Source organism: Cohnella suwonensis (genome assembly GCF_042655365.1).
Taxonomy (GTDB): Bacteria; Bacillota; Bacilli; order Paenibacillales; family Paenibacillaceae; genus Cohnella; species Cohnella suwonensis.
Window position 1 is genome coordinate 302,853 of the sequence record NZ_JBHSMH010000111.1, and the last position, 18,651, is coordinate 321,503.

Annotated in this window: 16 protein-coding genes; 1 reads left to right on the forward strand and 15 read right to left on the reverse strand. The window is 56.9% G+C overall.

Annotation, left to right across the window (positions count from 1 at the left end; genetic code table 11):
* Positions 1-26 precede the first annotated feature (26 nt).
* From pstA (ACFPPD_RS24605) to ACFPPD_RS24655, 11 genes are all read right to left on the reverse strand, one after another.
* Complete coding sequence (gene pstA, locus ACFPPD_RS24605; protein WP_209751149.1) at positions 27-914, reverse strand: phosphate ABC transporter permease PstA; 888 nt, start codon at positions 912-914, stop codon at positions 27-29.
* Entirely contained in the window at positions 911-1,813 is a 903-nt protein-coding gene (pstC, locus tag ACFPPD_RS24610) for a phosphate ABC transporter permease subunit PstC (protein WP_209751151.1), read from the reverse strand. The genes pstA (ACFPPD_RS24605) and pstC (ACFPPD_RS24610) overlap by 4 nt, the downstream gene beginning before the upstream one ends.
* A gap of 78 nt (positions 1,814-1,891) precedes the next feature.
* Positions 1,892-2,779: a phosphate ABC transporter substrate-binding protein PstS family protein gene (locus ACFPPD_RS24615; RefSeq protein ID WP_209751153.1), complete on the reverse strand. Its 888-nt coding sequence runs from the start codon at positions 2,777-2,779 to the stop codon at positions 1,892-1,894.
* Between the two features lie 142 nt (positions 2,780-2,921).
* On the reverse strand, positions 2,922-3,818 hold the full coding sequence (gene pstA / locus ACFPPD_RS24620; RefSeq protein WP_209751155.1) for a phosphate ABC transporter permease PstA: 897 nt from the start codon (positions 3,816-3,818) through the stop codon (positions 2,922-2,924).
* On the reverse strand, positions 3,815-4,777 hold the full coding sequence (pstC, locus tag ACFPPD_RS24625; RefSeq protein ID WP_209751179.1) for a phosphate ABC transporter permease subunit PstC: 963 nt from the start codon (positions 4,775-4,777) through the stop codon (positions 3,815-3,817). The genes pstA (ACFPPD_RS24620) and pstC (ACFPPD_RS24625) overlap by 4 nt, the downstream gene beginning before the upstream one ends.
* Before the next feature lie 105 nt (positions 4,778-4,882).
* On the reverse strand, positions 4,883-5,737 hold the full coding sequence (locus ACFPPD_RS24630) for a phosphate ABC transporter substrate-binding protein (protein WP_209751157.1): 855 nt from the start codon (positions 5,735-5,737) through the stop codon (positions 4,883-4,885).
* A gap of 34 nt (positions 5,738-5,771) precedes the next feature.
* The gene (locus ACFPPD_RS24635; RefSeq protein WP_209751159.1) at positions 5,772-7,133 is read right to left on the reverse strand and encodes a stalk domain-containing protein; all 1,362 of its coding nucleotides are present in this window, start codon (positions 7,131-7,133) and stop codon (positions 5,772-5,774) included.
* A 240-nt stretch (positions 7,134-7,373) separates the two neighbouring features.
* Positions 7,374-8,612 carry a methyl-accepting chemotaxis protein gene (locus ACFPPD_RS24640; protein WP_209751161.1) on the reverse strand — a complete coding sequence of 413 codons (1,239 nt, stop codon included), beginning with the start codon at positions 8,610-8,612 and terminating at the stop codon, positions 7,374-7,376.
* Between the two features lie 532 nt (positions 8,613-9,144).
* Positions 9,145-10,281 (reverse strand): Gfo/Idh/MocA family protein, encoded by a 1,137-nt coding sequence (locus tag ACFPPD_RS24645; RefSeq protein WP_209751181.1) that lies wholly within the window; start codon positions 10,279-10,281, stop codon positions 9,145-9,147.
* A gap of 23 nt (positions 10,282-10,304) precedes the next feature.
* The gene (locus tag ACFPPD_RS24650) at positions 10,305-11,267 is read right to left on the reverse strand and encodes a sugar phosphate isomerase/epimerase family protein (protein ID WP_209751163.1); all 963 of its coding nucleotides are present in this window, start codon (positions 11,265-11,267) and stop codon (positions 10,305-10,307) included.
* Positions 11,268-11,453: 186 nt separating this feature from the next.
* Entirely contained in the window at positions 11,454-12,527 is a 1,074-nt protein-coding gene (locus ACFPPD_RS24655; RefSeq protein ID WP_209751165.1) for a Gfo/Idh/MocA family protein, read from the reverse strand.
* 125 nt (positions 12,528-12,652) lie between these two features.
* Here ACFPPD_RS24655 and ACFPPD_RS24660 point away from each other — a divergent pair, with 125 nt between their 5' ends.
* Positions 12,653-13,522, forward strand: a complete 870-nt coding sequence (locus tag ACFPPD_RS24660; RefSeq protein WP_209751167.1) for an AraC family transcriptional regulator — start codon at positions 12,653-12,655, stop codon at positions 13,520-13,522.
* Between the two features lie 32 nt (positions 13,523-13,554).
* Here ACFPPD_RS24660 and ACFPPD_RS24665 read toward each other — a convergent pair whose 3' ends face one another.
* From ACFPPD_RS24665 to ACFPPD_RS24680, 4 genes are all read right to left on the reverse strand, one after another.
* Positions 13,555-14,664: a glycoside hydrolase family 88/105 protein gene (locus ACFPPD_RS24665; protein WP_209751169.1), complete on the reverse strand. Its 1,110-nt coding sequence runs from the start codon at positions 14,662-14,664 to the stop codon at positions 13,555-13,557.
* Between the two features lie 56 nt (positions 14,665-14,720).
* A complete protein-coding gene (locus ACFPPD_RS24670) occupies positions 14,721-15,596 on the reverse strand; it encodes a carbohydrate ABC transporter permease (protein ID WP_209751171.1) in 876 nt (291 codons plus the stop codon).
* A gap of 21 nt (positions 15,597-15,617) precedes the next feature.
* A complete protein-coding gene (locus tag ACFPPD_RS24675) occupies positions 15,618-16,511 on the reverse strand; it encodes an ABC transporter permease (RefSeq protein ID WP_378083743.1) in 894 nt (297 codons plus the stop codon).
* A gap of 136 nt (positions 16,512-16,647) precedes the next feature.
* Positions 16,648-18,207 carry an extracellular solute-binding protein gene (locus tag ACFPPD_RS24680; RefSeq protein ID WP_209751175.1) on the reverse strand — a complete coding sequence of 520 codons (1,560 nt, stop codon included), beginning with the start codon at positions 18,205-18,207 and terminating at the stop codon, positions 16,648-16,650.
* Between the last annotated feature and the right edge of the window lie 444 nt (positions 18,208-18,651).

Here is an 18,651-nt window from a genome sequence, read left to right on the forward strand (position 1 = left end):
GCTGCCTCCTAATCGTGCGATCCGGCTTACTTGATCGCCGTGAATTTGCGGTACAGGTAACGGCCGAGCCACCTCGCGAAGAAGTTGAACAGCAGGACGGTAATGACGAGCACCGCGGACGCGCCGGCGGCGATCTGTTCGGCGTCGGGCGCGATTCCTTCGGAGTTGATTTTCCAAATATGGACCGCGAGCGTCTCCGCGGGCCGGAACGGATTAAGCGGCGAGAAGGGGCTGAAAGGATTCCAATCCGCGAAGTCGAGTCTCGGCGAGCTCATGCCCGCCGTGAACAGGAGCGCCGCAGCTTCGCCGAACACGCGGCCTGCCGACAGGATCGTTCCCGTCAGAATGACCGGCAAGGCGATCGGGAGCATGACGGACGTGATCGTCTTCCATTTCGACAGCCCGAGCGCGAGGCTTGCTTCCTTTTGCTCGCGAGGGACGCCTTTCAAGCCTTGTTCCGTGATGCGAACCATAAGCGGCAAGTTAAATACGGTCAGCGCGAGCGCGCCCGAGAAGAGCGAGAACCCGAAGCCGAATAGGTTAACGATGACAAGCAAGCCGAACAAGCCGACGATGATCGAAGGCACCGAGCTTAACACTTCGACGATCAGGCGAATCGCGTTCGTCATCCGGTTCGCCGGCGCGTATTCGCTCATGTAGATGCCCGCTCCGAGTCCGATCGGAATGGTGATGATCATCGTCAGCACGAGCAGGAAGAGCGAGTTGAACAGCTGCGGACCGATGCCTCCGCCTTTACGGATCGTCTCCGGCGCGGAAGTCAGGAAGTCGAAGCTGATATGGCCGACGCCGCGGAACAGAATATAGCCGAGAAGTCCCGCCAATAATAGAACGATGAATGCCGCGACCGCCACGAATACGCCCGTCGCGATTTTATCCTTCGTTTTCGCGTTCAAGATGCCTTCCTCCCTTCCAGCCAGCGCACGATGAAGACGAAGACGAACGTCATCAGCATGAGAATGAGCGCAAGCGACCACAGCGCGTTATTCGCGAGCGAGCCCATCGCCGTGTTGCCCATGCTAAGCGTAATGGCGCTCGTGAGCGTGGAGGCCGATTCGAACAGCGACCGCGGAATGTGCGGCGCGTTGCCGATGACCATCTGGACGGCGAGAGCTTCGCCGAACGCCCGCGCGATGCCAAGAACGATGCCGGTCATGAGAGCGGGAAGCGTCGTCGGAAGCACGATGCGGGATATCGTTTGCCAACGCGTCGCGCCGAGCGCGTAAGAGCCTTCTTTGAGCCCTTTCGGCAGCGCGGACAGCGCGTCGGTTGCTATCGTCGTTATGGTAGGAAGAATCATGATCGACAGGACGAGGGCGCCTGCCGCGATCCCGATGCCTTGACCCGGGAAGACGTTGCGAAAAAAAGGAACGATAACGCTAAGGCCGACGAAGCCGTACACGACGGACGGGATGCCCGCGAGCAGCTCGATGACCGGCTGCAAATATTTGCGCCCGTGGCCGGGAGCGATCTCGATCATGAACACCGCCGCGCAGAAGCTGAGCGGAGCCGCGATAAGAGCGGCGAGAATGGACGTGCTGAACGAACCGAAAATAAACGGAAGCGCGCCGAGCAAAGGCGGTTCCCCTTCGGGAGACCACTTCAATCCCGTCACCAGATCGATGACGTTCGCGCCGTTGACGAAAAACGTGCTCAGCCCTTTGGAAGCGACGAAATAGACGATGGAACAAATGGTGGTAACGAGGAACAGGATGCACAAGAGCGTATAAATCTTGCCGACCCATTCCTCCGCAAGATGCGGTTTCGCGACTTGTCGTTCTGGCGACCGAGCCATAGATCTCTCCCTTTACGCAACCAATCAAGAGGATAGCCAGGCTACCTCTTGATTGGCGCAGGATATATGGAATTGCGATTACTTCGAAACGTTGCCGTTAACGTCGCGCTTCACTTTCATTTGGCTAGCTGGAATGTAGCCAAGTTCTTTAACGTCGCCGTTCTGAATTTCGTCGCTTACCATGTAATCCAGGAAAGCTTTCAAGGCCGCATCCGGTTCGCCTTTCGTGTACATGTGCTCGTAAGCCCATACCGGATACGTTCCGTTCGCCACGTTGTCTTCGATCGCTTCCACGCCTTCGTATTTCACCGATTTCACCGAGTCGTCCAGGTAAGAGAGCGCCAAGTAGCCGATCGCTCCCGGCGTTTCGCCGACCAATTTCTTGACCGTGCCCGACGAATCTTCTTGAATGGAGCCTTGCAGATCTTCCGTCTTCTGGCCGAGCGCGAACTTCTCGAACGTCGCGCGGGTACCGGAGCTGGACGGACGGTTGATGATTTGGATTTTCGCGTCGGCGCCGCCTACGTCTTTCCAGTTCGTGACTTTGCCGGTGAAAATGTCGATTAATTGCTGTTTCGTCAAGCTGTCGACCGTGACTTCTTTGTTTACGACCGCCGCGATGCCTACGACCGCGACTTGGTGATCGACGAGTTCCTTCGCTTTGTCCGCGTCGAGTTTCTCTTCCGCGAAGACGTCGGAGTTGCCGATTTGCGATTGTCCTTCGGACACTTGCGTCAAGCCCGTGCCGCTACCGCCGGCTTGTACTTGGATCGAGACGCCGGAGTTGGCGTCCATGAATTTCTTCGATACTTGGTCTACGAGAGGTTGCAGCGCGGAAGATCCGCTTGCGAGGTAGGAGCCGGAAAGATCTCCGCTCGCGTTGCCGCCTCCATTATTGTTTTTGCCGCATGCGGCAAGCGTTAGCGTCAACGTCAGGGCCATCGTAAGGATCAATGTCTTCTTCATTCTAGTAGGTTCCCCTTCCAACTCTCTCGATTTGGCTTACAGAACCTATTGTAGGCAGAAAACATTAACCGAATGCACGACTTTTGTTAACGCAATGTAAAAACGTATCGCCATTACTTTCCGTTTAATGACAAAATAATCGTTAACGGTTGTTTCGCTCCTTGATCCACAGAGGAATCCGGAAGAGTACGTTAAACATCAGAATGATGAACACGAGCACGGCGGCCGCTTTGTCGGAGATCGATACCGCATCGGGCACGATCGCTTCCGATTGGACGTACCAGAGATGAACCGCCAACGTTTCTCCGGGAGAGAGTAGATTGAAATCCCACATCTCCCCCGACGTCGTCACGCCCGCGGTCAGAATGATGACCGCGCTCTCGCCGAACGCCCGCCCCGCGACCAAGCATATGCCCGTCACGAGTCCGCTGATCGCGGTCGGAACGAGCGCCTTGCGAATCGTCTGCAGATGGGTGGCGCCCAGCGCGAACGACGCTTGCTTCAATTCCTTCGGAACGGCGCGGATCGATTCCTCCGTTACCCGGGTCATGACCGGCAAGTTCAGAAAAGCCAAGCTGACCGCCCCGCCGATGATCGTCAGGCCGATACCCATCATCTCTACGAATAGAGCGATGCCGAACAAGCCGAAGATAATGGATGGAACGGAAGCCAGACCTTCCACGCAGATGCGCACGAACGCGATCAGCTTGTTCGCCGGAGCGAACTCGGCGAGGTAGATGCCGGCCGCCATGCCGAGCGGAATGGATATGAGCAAGGAAATGAACAGCATGTAGAAGGAATTGAACAATGCCGGTCCGATGCCGCCGCCTTCCTCCATCTCGCTCGGAAGCCCGAAGATGAAATCCCACGTCAAGCTTGGCAATCCTTTTTTCAAGATCAGGAACAGAAGCCCGAAGATGAACAGGACGACCAAAGCCGAGACGATCCATACGAAGCCGGTGAACGCCTTGTTCTTGGCCCGGTTAAAGCTTTTCCCCGTCTGGAAGGCGTCCTTGCGGGCGTTCGTCGCGACGTTCATAGTTGAGCCCCCTTACGTTGCAGCAATCGGACGAGCACGATCATGAGGAGCGAAATGACGAGCAACAGGAAACCCATCATGTAGAGCGCGTAGTTCCATGTCGAGTCGAACGGCACGTTGGCGATCTGCATGACGATGTTGCTCGTCAGCACCGACGTCGGCTTGAACAGCGCGTTTGCGAGCTGAGGCGTGTTGCCGATGACCATGACGACGGCCATCGTCTCGCCGATCGCGCGCGCCATGCCAAGGATGACCGCGTACATGATGCCGCTTCGCGCCGCCGGGATGACGACCTTGAATACCGTCTGGAATCTCGTCGCGCCGAGCGCGTAGGACGCGTCCTTGTATTTGCGCGGCACGGCGCTGATCGCGTCGTCGCTGATGCGGCTGATCGTCGGCAGCACCATGATCGTCAGCACGATCGCCGCCGCGAGGATGCCGTCGCCCATGTTCGTGCCGGTCACGTCCCTCAGCAGAGGAATGAGAATCGTCATGCCGAGGAAGCCGTACACGACCGACGGAATGCCGACGAGCAAGTCGAGCACCGGGCGGAGGAAATTGCGCAGCCACTTCGGCGCCATCTCCGCCAGGAACACCGCGACCACGATCGAGAGGGGAACCGAGATGACTAAAGTCAGCGCGGTAAGGGCGAACGTGCCGAATATAAACACGAACGCGCCGTAACTTTCGTTCTCCGGCGTCCAGTCCGTAGATAGGAAGAACGTCGCGGGTGAAACGTCTTGGAACGTTAACACGCCGGTTCGGAACATGAAGAACAAGATGCCGAACAGAATGACGCATACGAAAGCGGCGCTCGCGATGCATGCGATTTTGAACAGACGGTTGTAGAACAGAAGCCTGTTTTTCCGGTCGAACGATTTGCCGGAACCGGATTTGATGCTGCCGCCGAGCTCTGAGGCTCCGGACGACGGGAGACGCGCGGGAACGGTCGACTCCATTTGCATCGGTATCGTCTTCCTTTCATGCAGAAACCAGCTTGGCTTCACGATGCCATGCTGGTTTCCGCCGTATTTGGGATTGATCTATGCTGCCGGTCGTTGCTATTACTTCTTCATCGCGGAAATCGGGATGAATTTCAATTTTTTCAGCGAGCCGTTCTGGAACTTCGCGCTTTGGACGTACTCGATGAACGCTTTCGTCGCGCCCGTCGGTTTGCCCTTCGTCATGTAGTAGCCGTAGCCCCATACTTTGTAAGTACCATTGATGACGTTCGCTTCCGTAGGAGAAACGCCGTTGATTTGCATGGCTTTCATGTTGCTCGTGACGTACACGAGGTCGATGTAACCGATCGCGTTAGGCGTCGTTTCGATGGCCGTTTTCATGTCGCCGCTCGATTTGACTTCTTTGTAGTTGCTGCCCTTGGTGATGAAGTCCGTGCCTTGCAGCGCCTTCATTTGGAAGTTGACGCGGGTACCGGAACCGAACGCGCGGTTGACGACGATGATGTCGGCGTCGGAGCCGCCTACGTCTTTCCAGTTCGTCACTTTGCCGGAGAAAATGTCTTGCAGTTGCTTCGTCGTCAAGTTGCTCACGCCGACGTTTTTGTTGGCGACGGCCGCGAACGGGATGACGGCGACTTTATTCGGCACTTGGCCGTCGAACTTCTTGAATCCCGGTACGTCCGTGGAAGCGTCCCAGTCGACCGCGCCGATGTCGGCGATGCCTTTGCGAACCGATTGCGGGCCCGTTACGGAGCCGGCGGCGGAAGCGGAGATTTTCACTTTCGGGTTCAGCTTCTTGAATTCGTTGGCCGCTTGAAGAGTGAGCGGAAGCAATGCGGACGAGCCGTTGATGACGATTTTGCCGCTCAGTGTGCTTGCGGCTCCGGCGACGGATACGGAAGAAGTAACGAGCGCGATCGCCATGGCGGCAACCGTTAACGATTTGAATAATTTCATTGATCAAAGTTCTCCTCTCGATTGGGAAATTCGATTAACGGGATGTCGGCTTCCAGAGGCCGTTGACGTTGACGTACAGAATGCCGTCGTTAATGACGGCGATCGGCGCGCCGGATTTCGCGATCACGTCGGTCACTCCTGCGGCAACGGTGCTCAGCACGCTTGCCGAACCGGTAGCCGCGTTGACTTCGTACACGGATTGGTTCGCGCTGTCGCCTTCGGTGAGCAGGAACCATTTGCCGTTCGACAATGTCGCTTGGTAGACGTCTTTGCTTTCGAACAACGTTTTGACCGTTTTGTCTTTGCCGACTTGCAGCAATTTAGACTTCGCGTTCGCTTCGTCGCTTACGCTTACGTATTCGACGGAAGAACCGTCAGCCGCGGCGTTAATGAACACTTTATCGTCCGTCGTCGTCGTCAGTTGGACCGCTTTGGCGTCCTTGACGGCAGGATCGACGACGAATTGGAACAATTGCGGCTCGGTGCCTTTCATGTCGATCGTCACGTCGTCGTTCTCGACCGGTTTGCTTGCGTCGGCTACGACGGCGCCCGGCTTCGTGACCGTGTAAGTGAACGTCATGCCGTCCGTCGAGACGTTCAGGTTCGCTTTATAATCGACTTTGTCTTCAAGGATTTTGCTGATCTTGCCGGCGGCTAGATCCAGCTTGGCGATGACGCTGCCTTTGTCGCCTTGGAGGAAGTAGATCGCCGAACCGTCCGCGGACCATACGAGCTCGGGCTTGATGGACGTATCCGCGCTTACTTTCGTCGCGTTCTTGGAAGCGAGGTCGATGACGAATACTTCGCCCGCCGCGTTCGTGTATGCCGCTTTGTCGCCGTTTGGAGCAATGATCAGGTCGGAAGCGTCCGCAGCGTCGAGCAGCTTCGAATATTGGCCGGTAACGGCGTCGACGATGTAGTCGATGCGACCCGTCTCGGTTTCTTGGGAAGCGATCAGCTTGGAAGCGTTCGCCCATTGCACGTGGTCGACGTCCGACACCAAGTCCGCGTCGATCCAAGTGGCGCCCGTCGCGTCTTTGGCGAAAGAGCCGCCGAGCGCGTGCACGAATGCTCTCAGGTCTATGTAGGTCGATCCGTTCACGGATTTAACGGCGACGTCCAGCTTCTGAGCGACTCCGTCCGCTTTCAGTTCGTCGCTGCCCGCTTTGAGCTCTACCGCATGGCCGTTCAACTTGACCGTTACGACGCCTTTTGCCGATTCGATCGTCGCGCCGAGCTTGTCGCCCAGCTCTCTAACGGAAACGAGCGTTTTGCCTTTTTCGAAAAACGCGCTCAAGCTGACCGGCATTCCGTTCACGATATAACCGAACTTCGAAATCTTAACCGCGCTTGCTTTCGTTGCCGTCGTTACCGTCGCGGCGGATACCGCGGACACGGCGGATACTCCAACGGCTAACGCGATTACAGATACAATAGACGCTTTTTTTAGCAACATCGACTCTGATCACCCTTCTGAATATGGTAGAAATCATTTACTAGGGTCAGTATAGGATCGAATTGTAAAGCGCCTATTCGAGTTTCGTATGCGAATTGTTAAATTTATGCACGAGTTCAAAAGGTTCGGTTTTCAGCACCGAGAAGGTTGAATTCAAAATCGGACTTTTTGAACATCCTCTTATGCATGCAGCTGGCGGACGAGCTTCTTGAACGCTTCGAGCACGTCGCTCGAAGTATTCTTCGCTTCGCGGGACGCCGCGATCAGGCTCGAAGCCGCTTCCCGGTTCAGCTCGGAGGAGCTCCATAGCTGCGCGAACGCGTCCTCCGTCTTCTTTACTTGGCCGATACCGCGGTCGGCCCCTTGTTTGCCTTCGCTTACGAGTCTGGCCGCGGACCGGGCCGCCTCGGACATCGAACGGATCTGCGCCGTGATCTGGCCGGCGGACCGTTTCGTCTGATCGGCCAGTATTCGGATTTCTTGGGCGACGACGCCGAAGCCTCTGCCATGTTCGCCCGCGCGCGCCGCTTCGATCGTCGCGTTGACGGCCAGCAAGTTGCACTGGTCGGCCAGCTCCGAGATGAGCCGGATGATGCCGTCCGCCGCTTCCGTTCGGTGCGTCAGCTCCTCGACCGCCTTCTCCTGCTTGCCCGCGTTCGCCGACCACAGTCTGAACAGCTGGAGCATGCCGTCCAGCTCCTCGCGGCCTTGATCGGTAATTTCGGCGATTCTTTCGCCGCATTCGATCGTTTCGGTCGCCGCGCCGGTCACTTTGCCTACGGATTCGCTGATGCTTCCGATCATCGCCTCGGTGTCCCGGATCGTCCGAAGCTGTCTGCTGACCGCTTCCCGTTGAAGAAGCCGCGAGACGTTGAGCAAGTCGTTCACCGTAAGGATGCCTGCGAATTTACCGTTATCGGTCAACAACACCGCATCGTAGAACGTTTCCTCCGCTCGGGACAGCGCCCGGTCGATCAGCTCCTGCGGATCGACGCCCACGTCGACGACGAGAGGATTCACGTCCATCATCGCCGCGACCGGCCGGTGACCGAACAGGGACATGCCGTACAGCGAGCCTAGCAAGCGGAAAAACCGGGCCTTCATGATCAAACCGATCGGACGATGAGACTCGTCGCAAGCGACGACGCAATCGAATTGCGTTTTCCGGCGAAACAGCGACACGAGATCGTCGCTTTGCTGGTCCGGCGAGATGATCGGGCAGCTCTTCATCCATTCGCGCACGGCGATCGGGCGGAACAGCTCGTGGATGGCCGGCTCGGCCGATTTGGCGGATTGCTGCGCATGCTTGGTTGCTTGCGGCGCGGACATAGGCGCTTGCTGCGCGGCTACGGTCGGCTCCGGTTCGGCGGATAACCGAGCGGCACCGTCAGCGGGCATTGTTGGAGCGGTCGGACTCATCAAGAGAACACCTCGGTTCTGCGTTTAAGTAGGAAATCGTTACCTCTCCCCCTAAAACTATCAAATCCGTGTTTTCCATTTGTTCGAATATCGTTATCGCAATGTAAAGTTTGAACGGGCAGGATTGTGGCGCCGCAACAGTTCGTGGGGACTAGTCCGACCAACTCTAAATATTCGTCTCGACAGTCACTGTTCGCAGGCATTTAATTTGATTTTCTACTTCAATCCGGTTTTACCGGACTAGGGAGGCACTACGAGGGAATTCACGGGCTGCAATTGGGTTTGACCGGACTAGGGAGGCACTACGAGGGAAATCGCGTGCTGCAATTGGGTTTGACCTGACTACGGAGCTACTTTGAGGGAATTCGCGGGCTGCAATTGGGTTTGACCTGACTACGGAGCTACTTCGAGGGGATTCGCAGGCTGCAATCCGGTTTGACCGGCAATTCGCTCCGACAAAAGTTGCGACAAAAAAACCGTTCGAACTTCCCCGGTAGGAAAGTCCGAACGGCTCTGCCGCGCTGCATCTACGTTACACTTCTTCGATGCCGACCCAAGCGCCGCGTTCGATCGACAAGTCGACCGCTTCGAGCACCTCTTGGCATTTCACGCCGTCGTAGAACGTCGGCGCGAACGGAGACCCGGTCGCGATGTGTTGCACGAACTCGTATACGATATGAACGAAAGCGTGCTCGTAACCGATAATGTGGCCGGTCGGCCACCAGTTGCCGGCATACTTGTGCGAAGGCTCCGTCGCCAGAATGCGGCGGAAGCCGGCCAAGTTAGGCTCGTCCTCGCGGAAGTACACTTCCAGCTCGTTGAGCTTCTCGAGGTCCCAACGGATCGAGCCTTTGCTGCCGTGGATTTCGAACGTATTGTGGTTCTTGCGTCCCGCGGCGAAGCGGGAAGCGACGAACATGCCCATCGCGCCGTTCTTGAAGTCGGCGATGAAGCCGGTCGCGTCGTCGACGGTCACTTCGCCTTTCTCCGTCGAGGAGCCCGTGCCGGACAAGCCGGCGGAGCCCGTCAGAATCGGACGCTCTTTCACGAACGTGCGGCTGTGGCCGACGACGCGGTCGAACTCGCCGATCAGGAAACGAGCGAGGTCGATGCTGTGCGCGTTGATGTCGCCGTGCGCGCCGGAGCCCGCGACTTCCTTCTTCAGGCGCCAGGCGAGCGGCGTGTTCGGGTCGACGAGCCAGTCCTGCAAGTAAGTCGCGCGGTAATGGTGAATTTCGCCGAGGCGGCCTTCGTCGATGATTTGCTTCGCCAGCTGCACGGCCGGCAGGAAGCGGTAGTTAAAGCATACCGCGTGCTTGACGCCGGCTTTCTCCGCGGCGGCGAGCATTTCGCGGCCGTCCGCCAAGTTCAGCGCGAGAGGTTTCTCGCAGAAGACGTGCTTGCCCGCGGCGATCGCCGCAAGCGTGATTTCCTTGTGCGCGTCGCTCGGCGCGTTGATGTCGACGAAATCGATGTCGTCGCGCGCGACCATTTTGCGCCAGTCGGTCTCGTAGGATTCCCAGCCGAACTTGTTCGCCGCGTCTTTAACGCCTTGCTCGTCGCGCCCGCAGATCGCTTTCATGACGACGTCGGCCGCCGGTTCGAAGAACATGCCGACGTCTTTGTACGCATGGCTGTGGGCTTTGCCCATGAATTTGTAGCCGACCATGCCTACGTTAAGTTTTTTCGAGTTTACGCCCACCACATTTCACCCGCGCTTTCATGAAGGATAACCGAGTTGAGGAATTTCGCCGCTTTCGTGAACCCTTCGTTCACGCTCATGATGCCGTCCTCGTGCTCGATGCTGATCGTGCCTTCGTAGCCGACGAGACGCAACACGCTGACGAGGTCTTTCCAGAATTCTTCGTCGTGGCCGTAACCGACCGTGCGGAACACGAAGGAACGGTTCAGGATGTCGCCGTAATGCTTCGTATCGAGAACGCCGTTAAGCGCGATGTTTCGGCCGTCCAATTTCGTATCCTTGGCATGTACGTGATAGATGGAGTCGCCGAGCGCTTTGACGCACTCGATCGGATCCATGCCTTGCCAGAACAAGTGGGACGGGTCGAAGTTGACGCCGATATTGTCGCCCGCTTCGCGGCGAAGACGAAGCGCCGTCTCCGTGTTATAGACGAGGAAGCCCGGATGCGACTCGATCGCGACGCGCACGCCGTGCTTGCGGCAGAACGCGGATTGCTCTTTCCAGTACGGAATGGCGACTTCGTTCCATTGCCACTCGAGGATGGTCAAGAAATCCTCCGGCCAAGGGCAAGTGACCCAGTTCGGATATTTGGAGTTCTCGGAGTCGCCCGGGCAGCCCGAGAACGTGATGACCGTGTCGACGCCGAGCTTCTCCGCCAATTGAACGGTCGCGACGAAGTCGTCGTGATGCGCTTTGGCGATGGCTTTGTCCGGGTGCAGCGGGTTGCCGTGGCAGCTCAGCGCGCTGATCGCAAGGCCGCGGGAATCGACCGCGTCGCGAATGCGAGCGATGGCCGCAGGATCGTTCACGACCGCTTGCGCGTTGACGTGCGACGTTCCGGGATAGGCTCCCGTACCGATTTCGACCGATTGAAGGCCTGCCGCTTTCGCGGTGTCAAGTGCCTGCTCGAACGATTGCTGTCCGAATAAGACGATAAATACTCCTGATTTCACTGGATTCCACCAAACCCTTCATCGAAAATGTTCGTTCGGAATGAAAAATGTACGCGTGTTCATCTTGCCTGCAAATCCATTTTACATGAAAACGCATGCCTCTTTCCACTCCATTTTCCCGACGTCTTTTTTGCCTCGTTCGACAAGCGGATCGCCCTTGGAGTCGCCGTAAGCCGCGCCGAATCCTTAGACGAAGCTGATCGCTTGCCCTTTGCCCGCGGATTCGTATACCGCTTCGAGAATTTCCTGCACGACGAGCGCCTGCTTGGCCGTGACGACCGGGCTGCGGTCGTGCCGGATGGCATCGATCCAAGAACGCGCTTCTTGCTCCGCGGCGTCGTCCGGCAACGGATTGCCGCCGAAGTCTCCCGACATCTGGATCTCCTGCGTGTACAAGCGGCCGTGTTGCTCGCCGTTAACGCGCAAGCCCTTCTTCATGTCCGCTCCCGCTTTCGTGCCGCTCAAGGACACTTTCGCTTCGTCCACGTCGAGCGTGTTCAGCGCCCAGCTCGACTCCAGCCAGACGGTCGCGCCGCTCTTCATCGTGATCATCGCGAAGGCGGAATCCTCGACCGTGAACTTGGCCGGGTCCCACGGGCCCCATAGATTCGCTTGGCTGCCTTGCTCGGCCAGCTTGCGGTACGTCGTTCCCAGCACCGTTCTCGGTTCGTAGTTGTCCATCATCCAGAGGGCGAGATCGAGCGCGTGGGTGCCGATATCGATGAGCGGGCCTCCGCCTTGCTTCTCTTGGTCGAGGAACACGCCCCAAGTCGGCACGGCGCGGCGGCGAACCGCATGGGCTTTCGCCAAATACACTTCTCCCAGCTCGCCGGCGCGGCAAGCCTCGTACAGCCAGCGGCTATCCGAGCGGAAGCGGTTCTGGTACGCGATGCTCAGCTTCTTGCCGGTGCGCTCGGACGTCTCGAGCATGCGGCGGGCGTCGTGCGACGTGCGGGCCATCGGCTTCTCGCACAGAACGTGCTTACCGTGTTCGAGCGCGGCGATCGAAATCTCGGCATGCGTATCGTTCGGCGTGCAGACGTGCACGACGTGAACGTCCGGATCGCGCAGCAGCTCGTACACGTCGTGGTACACTCTCGCGTCGTGCGTGCCGAAGCGATTTTTCGCGTCGTGCGCCCGATCGGGGGCGACGTCGAAGAACGCGACCACTTGCGCTTCCGGGATTTTGGCGAGAGAAGGCAAATGTTTCCCGAGGGCGATGCCTCCGCAACCGATCATCCCAACGTTAACTTTTGACAAAATGCTTGTCCTCCTTGCGGGCGAGCCCTATACAATTTACAATTAGTGTAACATACTTCGGCAATTTTCCCATTCGCCCAGCTACGAGAATATTATGTGATTTTGTCATTTAAGGGGATGAACCCGTGCAAGCGCTCAGAGAAAAGATCCAATACGAGAACCCGCTACTCTCCCTTCGTATCTGGCAATCCACCCGCTATGACTCCGGTTCCGTATCCTGGCACTACCATCCGGAATGCGAGCTGTTTCTCGTTCACGAAGGGGAATTGCACGTCGACCTCAGCGACGAGACGCTCGAGATGCGCGCGGGGGACGTCGTCATACTCGGCAACTCCCAATTGCACCGGGACCGCAGCCCCGACGGCAAGCTGACTTATACCGTGCTTCAATTCGACCTGAACACGTACTTCGACCAAAGCACGATCCCTTATTTGCAATATTTCAACGAGACGAAAGTGCCCCTCAGCGCGATGAACTACATATTCCGCGAGAATCCCGAAGCCCGCGTGTCCGCCGCCGAATGCATCCGCCAAATCCAACAGGAAGCGTTGCAAAAGGAAAGCGGGTACGAGCTTGCCGTTAACATGCTCATCAAGAAGTTAATGCTCATCCTCATTCGCAACGACCATCGCGGCCTGCTCGCGGATCAAGACCGGGTAGAACGCATTCGCCTCAAGCCCGTGCTCGATTTCGTCGAATCGCGCATCGACGAGAGGATTACGGTCGACGACGCTTGCCGCCTGGCGAACATGAGCTATTATTATTTCGTGAAATTTTTCAAGAGGATCATGGGGCTCAGCTTCACCGAATACGTCAATTTTCGTAAAATCAAAAGAGCCGAGCAGCTTCTCCTCACCCGCGACATGAGCGTCAGCGAGGTCGGAGACGAGATCGGCATGGCCAACATGGCCCACTTCTACAAAATGTTCAAGCGCTTCAACGGCTGCTCCCCGAAGGAGTTCCAACGCAACATGCTCGCTTGGGGGCGGAAATAATAATTCGGCTAATCTTCAACGCCGATCTCCCTCTAGTTGTCGAATAATGCCTGCAGTCGATCGACCTCTACGCACGCCATGACGAACGCGCCGACTCCGTGCAGGTCGTTCGCGCTTGTCGGGCGAGTGACGTAATTGTCGTAATCGCCGGCGGACGTGCCGATGCAAATATCGGGCAACGCCGGCATGCCCCGTTCGTCCGCCCGCAACCGCCCGATCAACCCGGCGTACCCTTTCTTAACGGCATCGAGGCACTCGCCGCCGACGACGCCTTGCCGTATCGCCTTGGCGATCGCGTATACGAATAAGCAAGAGCAGGAGGTTTCAAGCCAGTTGTCGGGCAGATGCCCTTTATCCACGACCTGATACCATAATCCGCTCGCCCGATCTTGGTATCGGATCAGCGAATGGATCAATTCCCGTTGGGTCGCCGCCACAATCCCGTAGCTTTCCGACTCTGCGGGCAGCAGCTCGAGAAACTCCGCAAGCGCGAGGGCGTACCAGCCGATCGAGCGGCCCCAGAATTCCGGAGAACACCCGCTTCGCGCATCAGCCCATGGCATTTGCCGGCTCTCGTCCCATGCGTGATAAAGCAGCCCCGTCCGATGATCATGCATTTGCTTGCGCATCAAGCTCTCTTGGCGAAGCGCTTCCTCGCGCAAAGCCGGTTCGCCGAAGTCGTTCGCGTATTTCATGGCGAAGACGCCGCTCATGTATAAGCCGTCGAGCCACATCTGGTACGGGTATTTGTCCTTGTGCCAGTAGCCGCCCTCCGCCGTCCGGTTGAGCGTATGGAATAAGCTTCTCAGCTTATCGGCCGCGAGACGGTACTTCGGCAACCCGGTTCGTTCGCGTAACCGGAACAGCAGCAGCCCCGCCTGAATGGCGTCCAGTTCGTCCCGCGCGAAATAGAAATTGCCGTGCTCGTCTACGAGATCGTCCACGTAACCGCGAATATAAGCATCGTACCGATGATCGCCGGTATGCTCCGCGAGCATCTCCATTCCGCATAGAAACACGCCCTGATGATAATGCCATCGGCGAGCCGGCGGCAGCTCTTCAGGAGCGAAAGCTTCCATCATCGAATCGCACATCGCTTGCGCCCATTGCTTAGGCGTCTTTATGTCTTGCTTCGCTTCCATAACGAATCCACCCTCTCCCGTTTATTTTTGAAGGATCGCCCGATCGACCGCCGCGGTTATCCTTTGATCGAACCGATCAGCGCGCCTTTGGCGAAATGCTTTTGCAAGAACGGATACACGGCCAGTATCGGTACCGTCGCCACGACGATGACCGCCATCTTGACCGCTTGATCCGGCGGAGGCACGACGCCGTCGAGGCTGGGGCTGTAGTCGAAGCCGCTCGCGAGCACGACGATTTGCCGGAGCAACACTTGGATCGGCCACATCTTGCTATCGTTCAAGTACAAGATTGCGCTTAAGTAAGTATTCCAGTACGTGACCGCATAGAAGAGCGAAATCGTCGCGATCGCCGGCATCGATAGCGGAAGCACGATGCGGAAAAAGATGCCGAAATCGTTGCAGCCGTCGATCTTGGCCGACTCTTCCAGTCCGTCGGGGATGTTCTGGAAGAAGTTGCGCAGAATGATCATGTTGAACGCGCTAATCGCCAGCGGCAGCACGAGCGCGGCGTATTTGTCGATCAGACCGAGCTCCTTGACGACGAGGAACGTCGGGATGAGCCCGCCTTGGAACAGCATCGTGAATACGACCAGGAACATGACGATCTTGCGGCCGTCGAGATCTTTGCGAGCCAATCCGTAGGCCATCATGGCGGTGACGAGCATGCTGAACAGCGTGCCGAGCACCGTAATGCCGATGGATACCGCCATTGCCCGAAAGATCGTATTCGTCGAGAAAACGAAGCGGTAAGCCTCGAAGCTCCATTCCTTTGGGAAAAGTACGAATTTATTGACGGCCATTTCCGCGCTTGTCGTGAACGATCCCGCCAAGACGTGAAGAAACGGCAGGACGGTAACGAGCGCGATGACCGTCAGCAACGTGAAGTTAACGGCGCCGAACAGTCGGCTCCCGAGCGTTCGATCCTGTACCATGAGGCATCCCCCTAAAGCGTTTTAATAGACGCCTTCTTCGCCGAATTTTTTGGCCAGCCTGTTCGCCGCTATGACGAGGATCAACCCGATTAGCGATTTGAAGAGTCCGATCGCGGCGCTATAGCTGAATTTCCCTTGCTGTAAGCCAACGGAGTAGACGTACGTATCGATAATTTCCGCCACGTCGCGATTCATCGAGTTCAGGAGCAAGTACACATGCTCGAAGCCAAGTTCCAGTACGTCGCCGATCTTCAGAATGAGCAACAAGATGATCACGCTTCGAATCGCGGGCAACGTAATATGCCAAATTTGGCGCAAGCGTCCGGCGCCGTCCATGCGAGCCGCTTCGTAGAGCTGCGGATCGATCGCCGCCATGGCCGCCAAATAGATGATCGTACCCCATCCTGCTTCCCTCCAGATGACTTGAATAACGTAAGTGGGACGAAACCATTCGGGACTGAGCAGGAAATTGATTTTGCTAAAGCCGAGCTGCTCGATGAGCGAGTTGATAATGCCGCCGTCCATCGTAAGCATGACGTACCCGATCGAGACGATGATGACCCACGACATGAAGTGCGGCAAGTAGACCAGCGATTGAAACAACCGTTTGAAGCCGTTATTGCGCACCTCATTGAGCATTAGCGCCAGAATGATCGGCACGGGGAAATAGAATAGCAAGCTGAAGCCGAACAGAACGAGCGTATTGGTCAATATGTTCAGGAAATCCGGTTCGCTGAACAGCCGGTGAAAGTGGTCGAAGCCGACCCACTCGCTTCCCGAAATGCCTTTAAACGGTTTGAAGTCCTGGAAAGCGATAATGAGACCGAACATCGGACCGTATTTGAAAATCAAGAAATAGAGAAGGCCCGGCAGCACCATCAAGTAGAGCAGCTTGTTGCGGTTAAGGCGCATCATGAACGGGTTGCCGGAGCTTCGCGCAAGCGGCTGCCCGGCGTTCGTATTCTCCATCACGCTTCTTCCTTTCCTGCACGCGATAATCGAGAAGGGCTGTTAACCGGTTCAACAGCCCACTCGCATCTTCTTATACGCCTTATTTTTTGTATACCGCGTTATACTCTTCGATGATTTTGTCGCCGCCGCGCTTCTTCCACTCCGCGATCGCTTTTTCGAAGCCCGCTTGATCGATTTTGCCGTAAATATACTGATACGTGGCGTCCGTAATGATCTTCTGCAGCTCCACGCCTTCCTCCGTATAGGTAGGGGAATCGAGCGCCGCCGTCGGATCGTGGATCGCCAAGCTTTCTTGCTGCTTCGTGAACTCTTCGGCACGAACGCGTCCCGGAAGAGAGAAGAAGCCCTCATACGTGCCGTTCGTCTCCGCTTCGCCGATCAGGCTGTCCTTGAAGCCTTTCACTTCGCGCTCGATCAAGTCGGCGTTATCCGTCGCCTTGGCTTTGCCGTCCTGAACCGTATAGTGCGTGCCTTCGATACCCCAGAACATCACGTTGGCCACTTCCGGGGTCATCATTTTGTCGTAGAAGGCAAGCACTTTCTTCAGCTCGTCTTCGTCCTTAATGCCGGATTTCGGGAACATGACGACGTTGTTGTAGCCTGGAATCGCCCAGGTCGTCTGCTGACCGTTCGGCCCCTTAATAAGAGCCGCCGTGTCGACGACCGCGGTGGAAACATTCTTGATCAGGTCCTTGTTCAGCGCGTCGATATCCGACATGGCGCCGATATATATGCCGGCTTTGCCGCTGTTGAATAGGGCGACCTGGTCCGTCTTGCTCGTTGCCGCGAAATCCTGGTTCATCGCGCCGGCGTCGCGGAGCGTTTTCATGAAATCCATCGCCGCCACATATTCGGGGAACGTGAAGTCAGGCTGCAGCTTACCGTCCTTCTCGCCCCAGTTGTTCGGCGCGGAATACCAGGAAGCGACGGTTTTGAACGCGCCGTAGACGAGATCGTTGCGGTCGGAGAGACCGATCGTGTTCGCTTTGCTGTCTCCGTCCGGATCTTGCTCCGTGAACGCCTTCGCCATCGCGATCACTTCGTCGACCGTCTCCGGCGTCTTAAGCTGCAGCTTATCCGCCCAGTCTTTACGGTAGATGATGCCTTGGCGGGCGAGCGGTCGTCCGATATAGAGCGAGTACAGCTTGCCGTCGACCTTCGTATTGTTCAGGATCAGCGGCTTCAGCTTGCTCAGGTTCGGAAATTCGCCGAGATAAGGTCCGATTTCCCAGAACTGTCCGTCGCGGATCGCGCCTTTCATCTTGACGAGCGTTGCTTGGTTTTTCAGATAGGCGACTTCGGGCAGCGAGCCGGTGGCGAGCGTCGCGTTTAATTTATCTTCGTAAGTGTCCGCCGGGAAGAATTGGTACGTCAGTTTCGTGTTCGTCAGCTTCTCGACTTCGTTTTTGATCGTATCCGGAGGCGTCTCCGCGATATTGAGCGGAAGCATGATCGTAATTTCCGTCGGTTCCTCCTCCTTCGGCGTCTCGGACGGAGCTTCGGAAGACGCGCTTTCCGTTGCCGCCGGCGAGTCGCTTGGAGATGCCCCCGCGCCGTCGTTTTCGTTGTTACCGCATGCGGATAGCGCCATGCCGAGAATCAGTACCGAGCTTAACAGAACCCCTGACTTTGTTCTCATACCGCTTGACCCCCACCTTGTTCGGATTGGTTGTTGCAAGCTTCACGATAACGGAGCCCGCGCTATTGCCGATACAATCATTTGTTCATTTCCCCGCCACCGGGCTTACGATCTGAGAGAATGATTATCCCAAGTTCCGGTGACACGGTAAGAAAGACCGGAGGCTTTGCCTCCGGTCCTTTTACTTTTGGCGGATTTCCATAATGAAGCAATCATACCCATGACCCTTGTAACTCTCGGGGTCGACCGATCCGACATCCCCGTTTCTGCCTGCGGCTGTTCGCGAAAATGTACCTTTATCCCTTCCGATCAGGAGGAGAATAGGAGCAGCTTAACTTCCCCTTCATCTTTTCCGCGAAATGGTCGAGTAGGCGGGGCCTCTCCTATCATGGATTGCGCCCCCTACCCCTCACAGATCCGTACGTGCGGGTTTCCCGCATACGG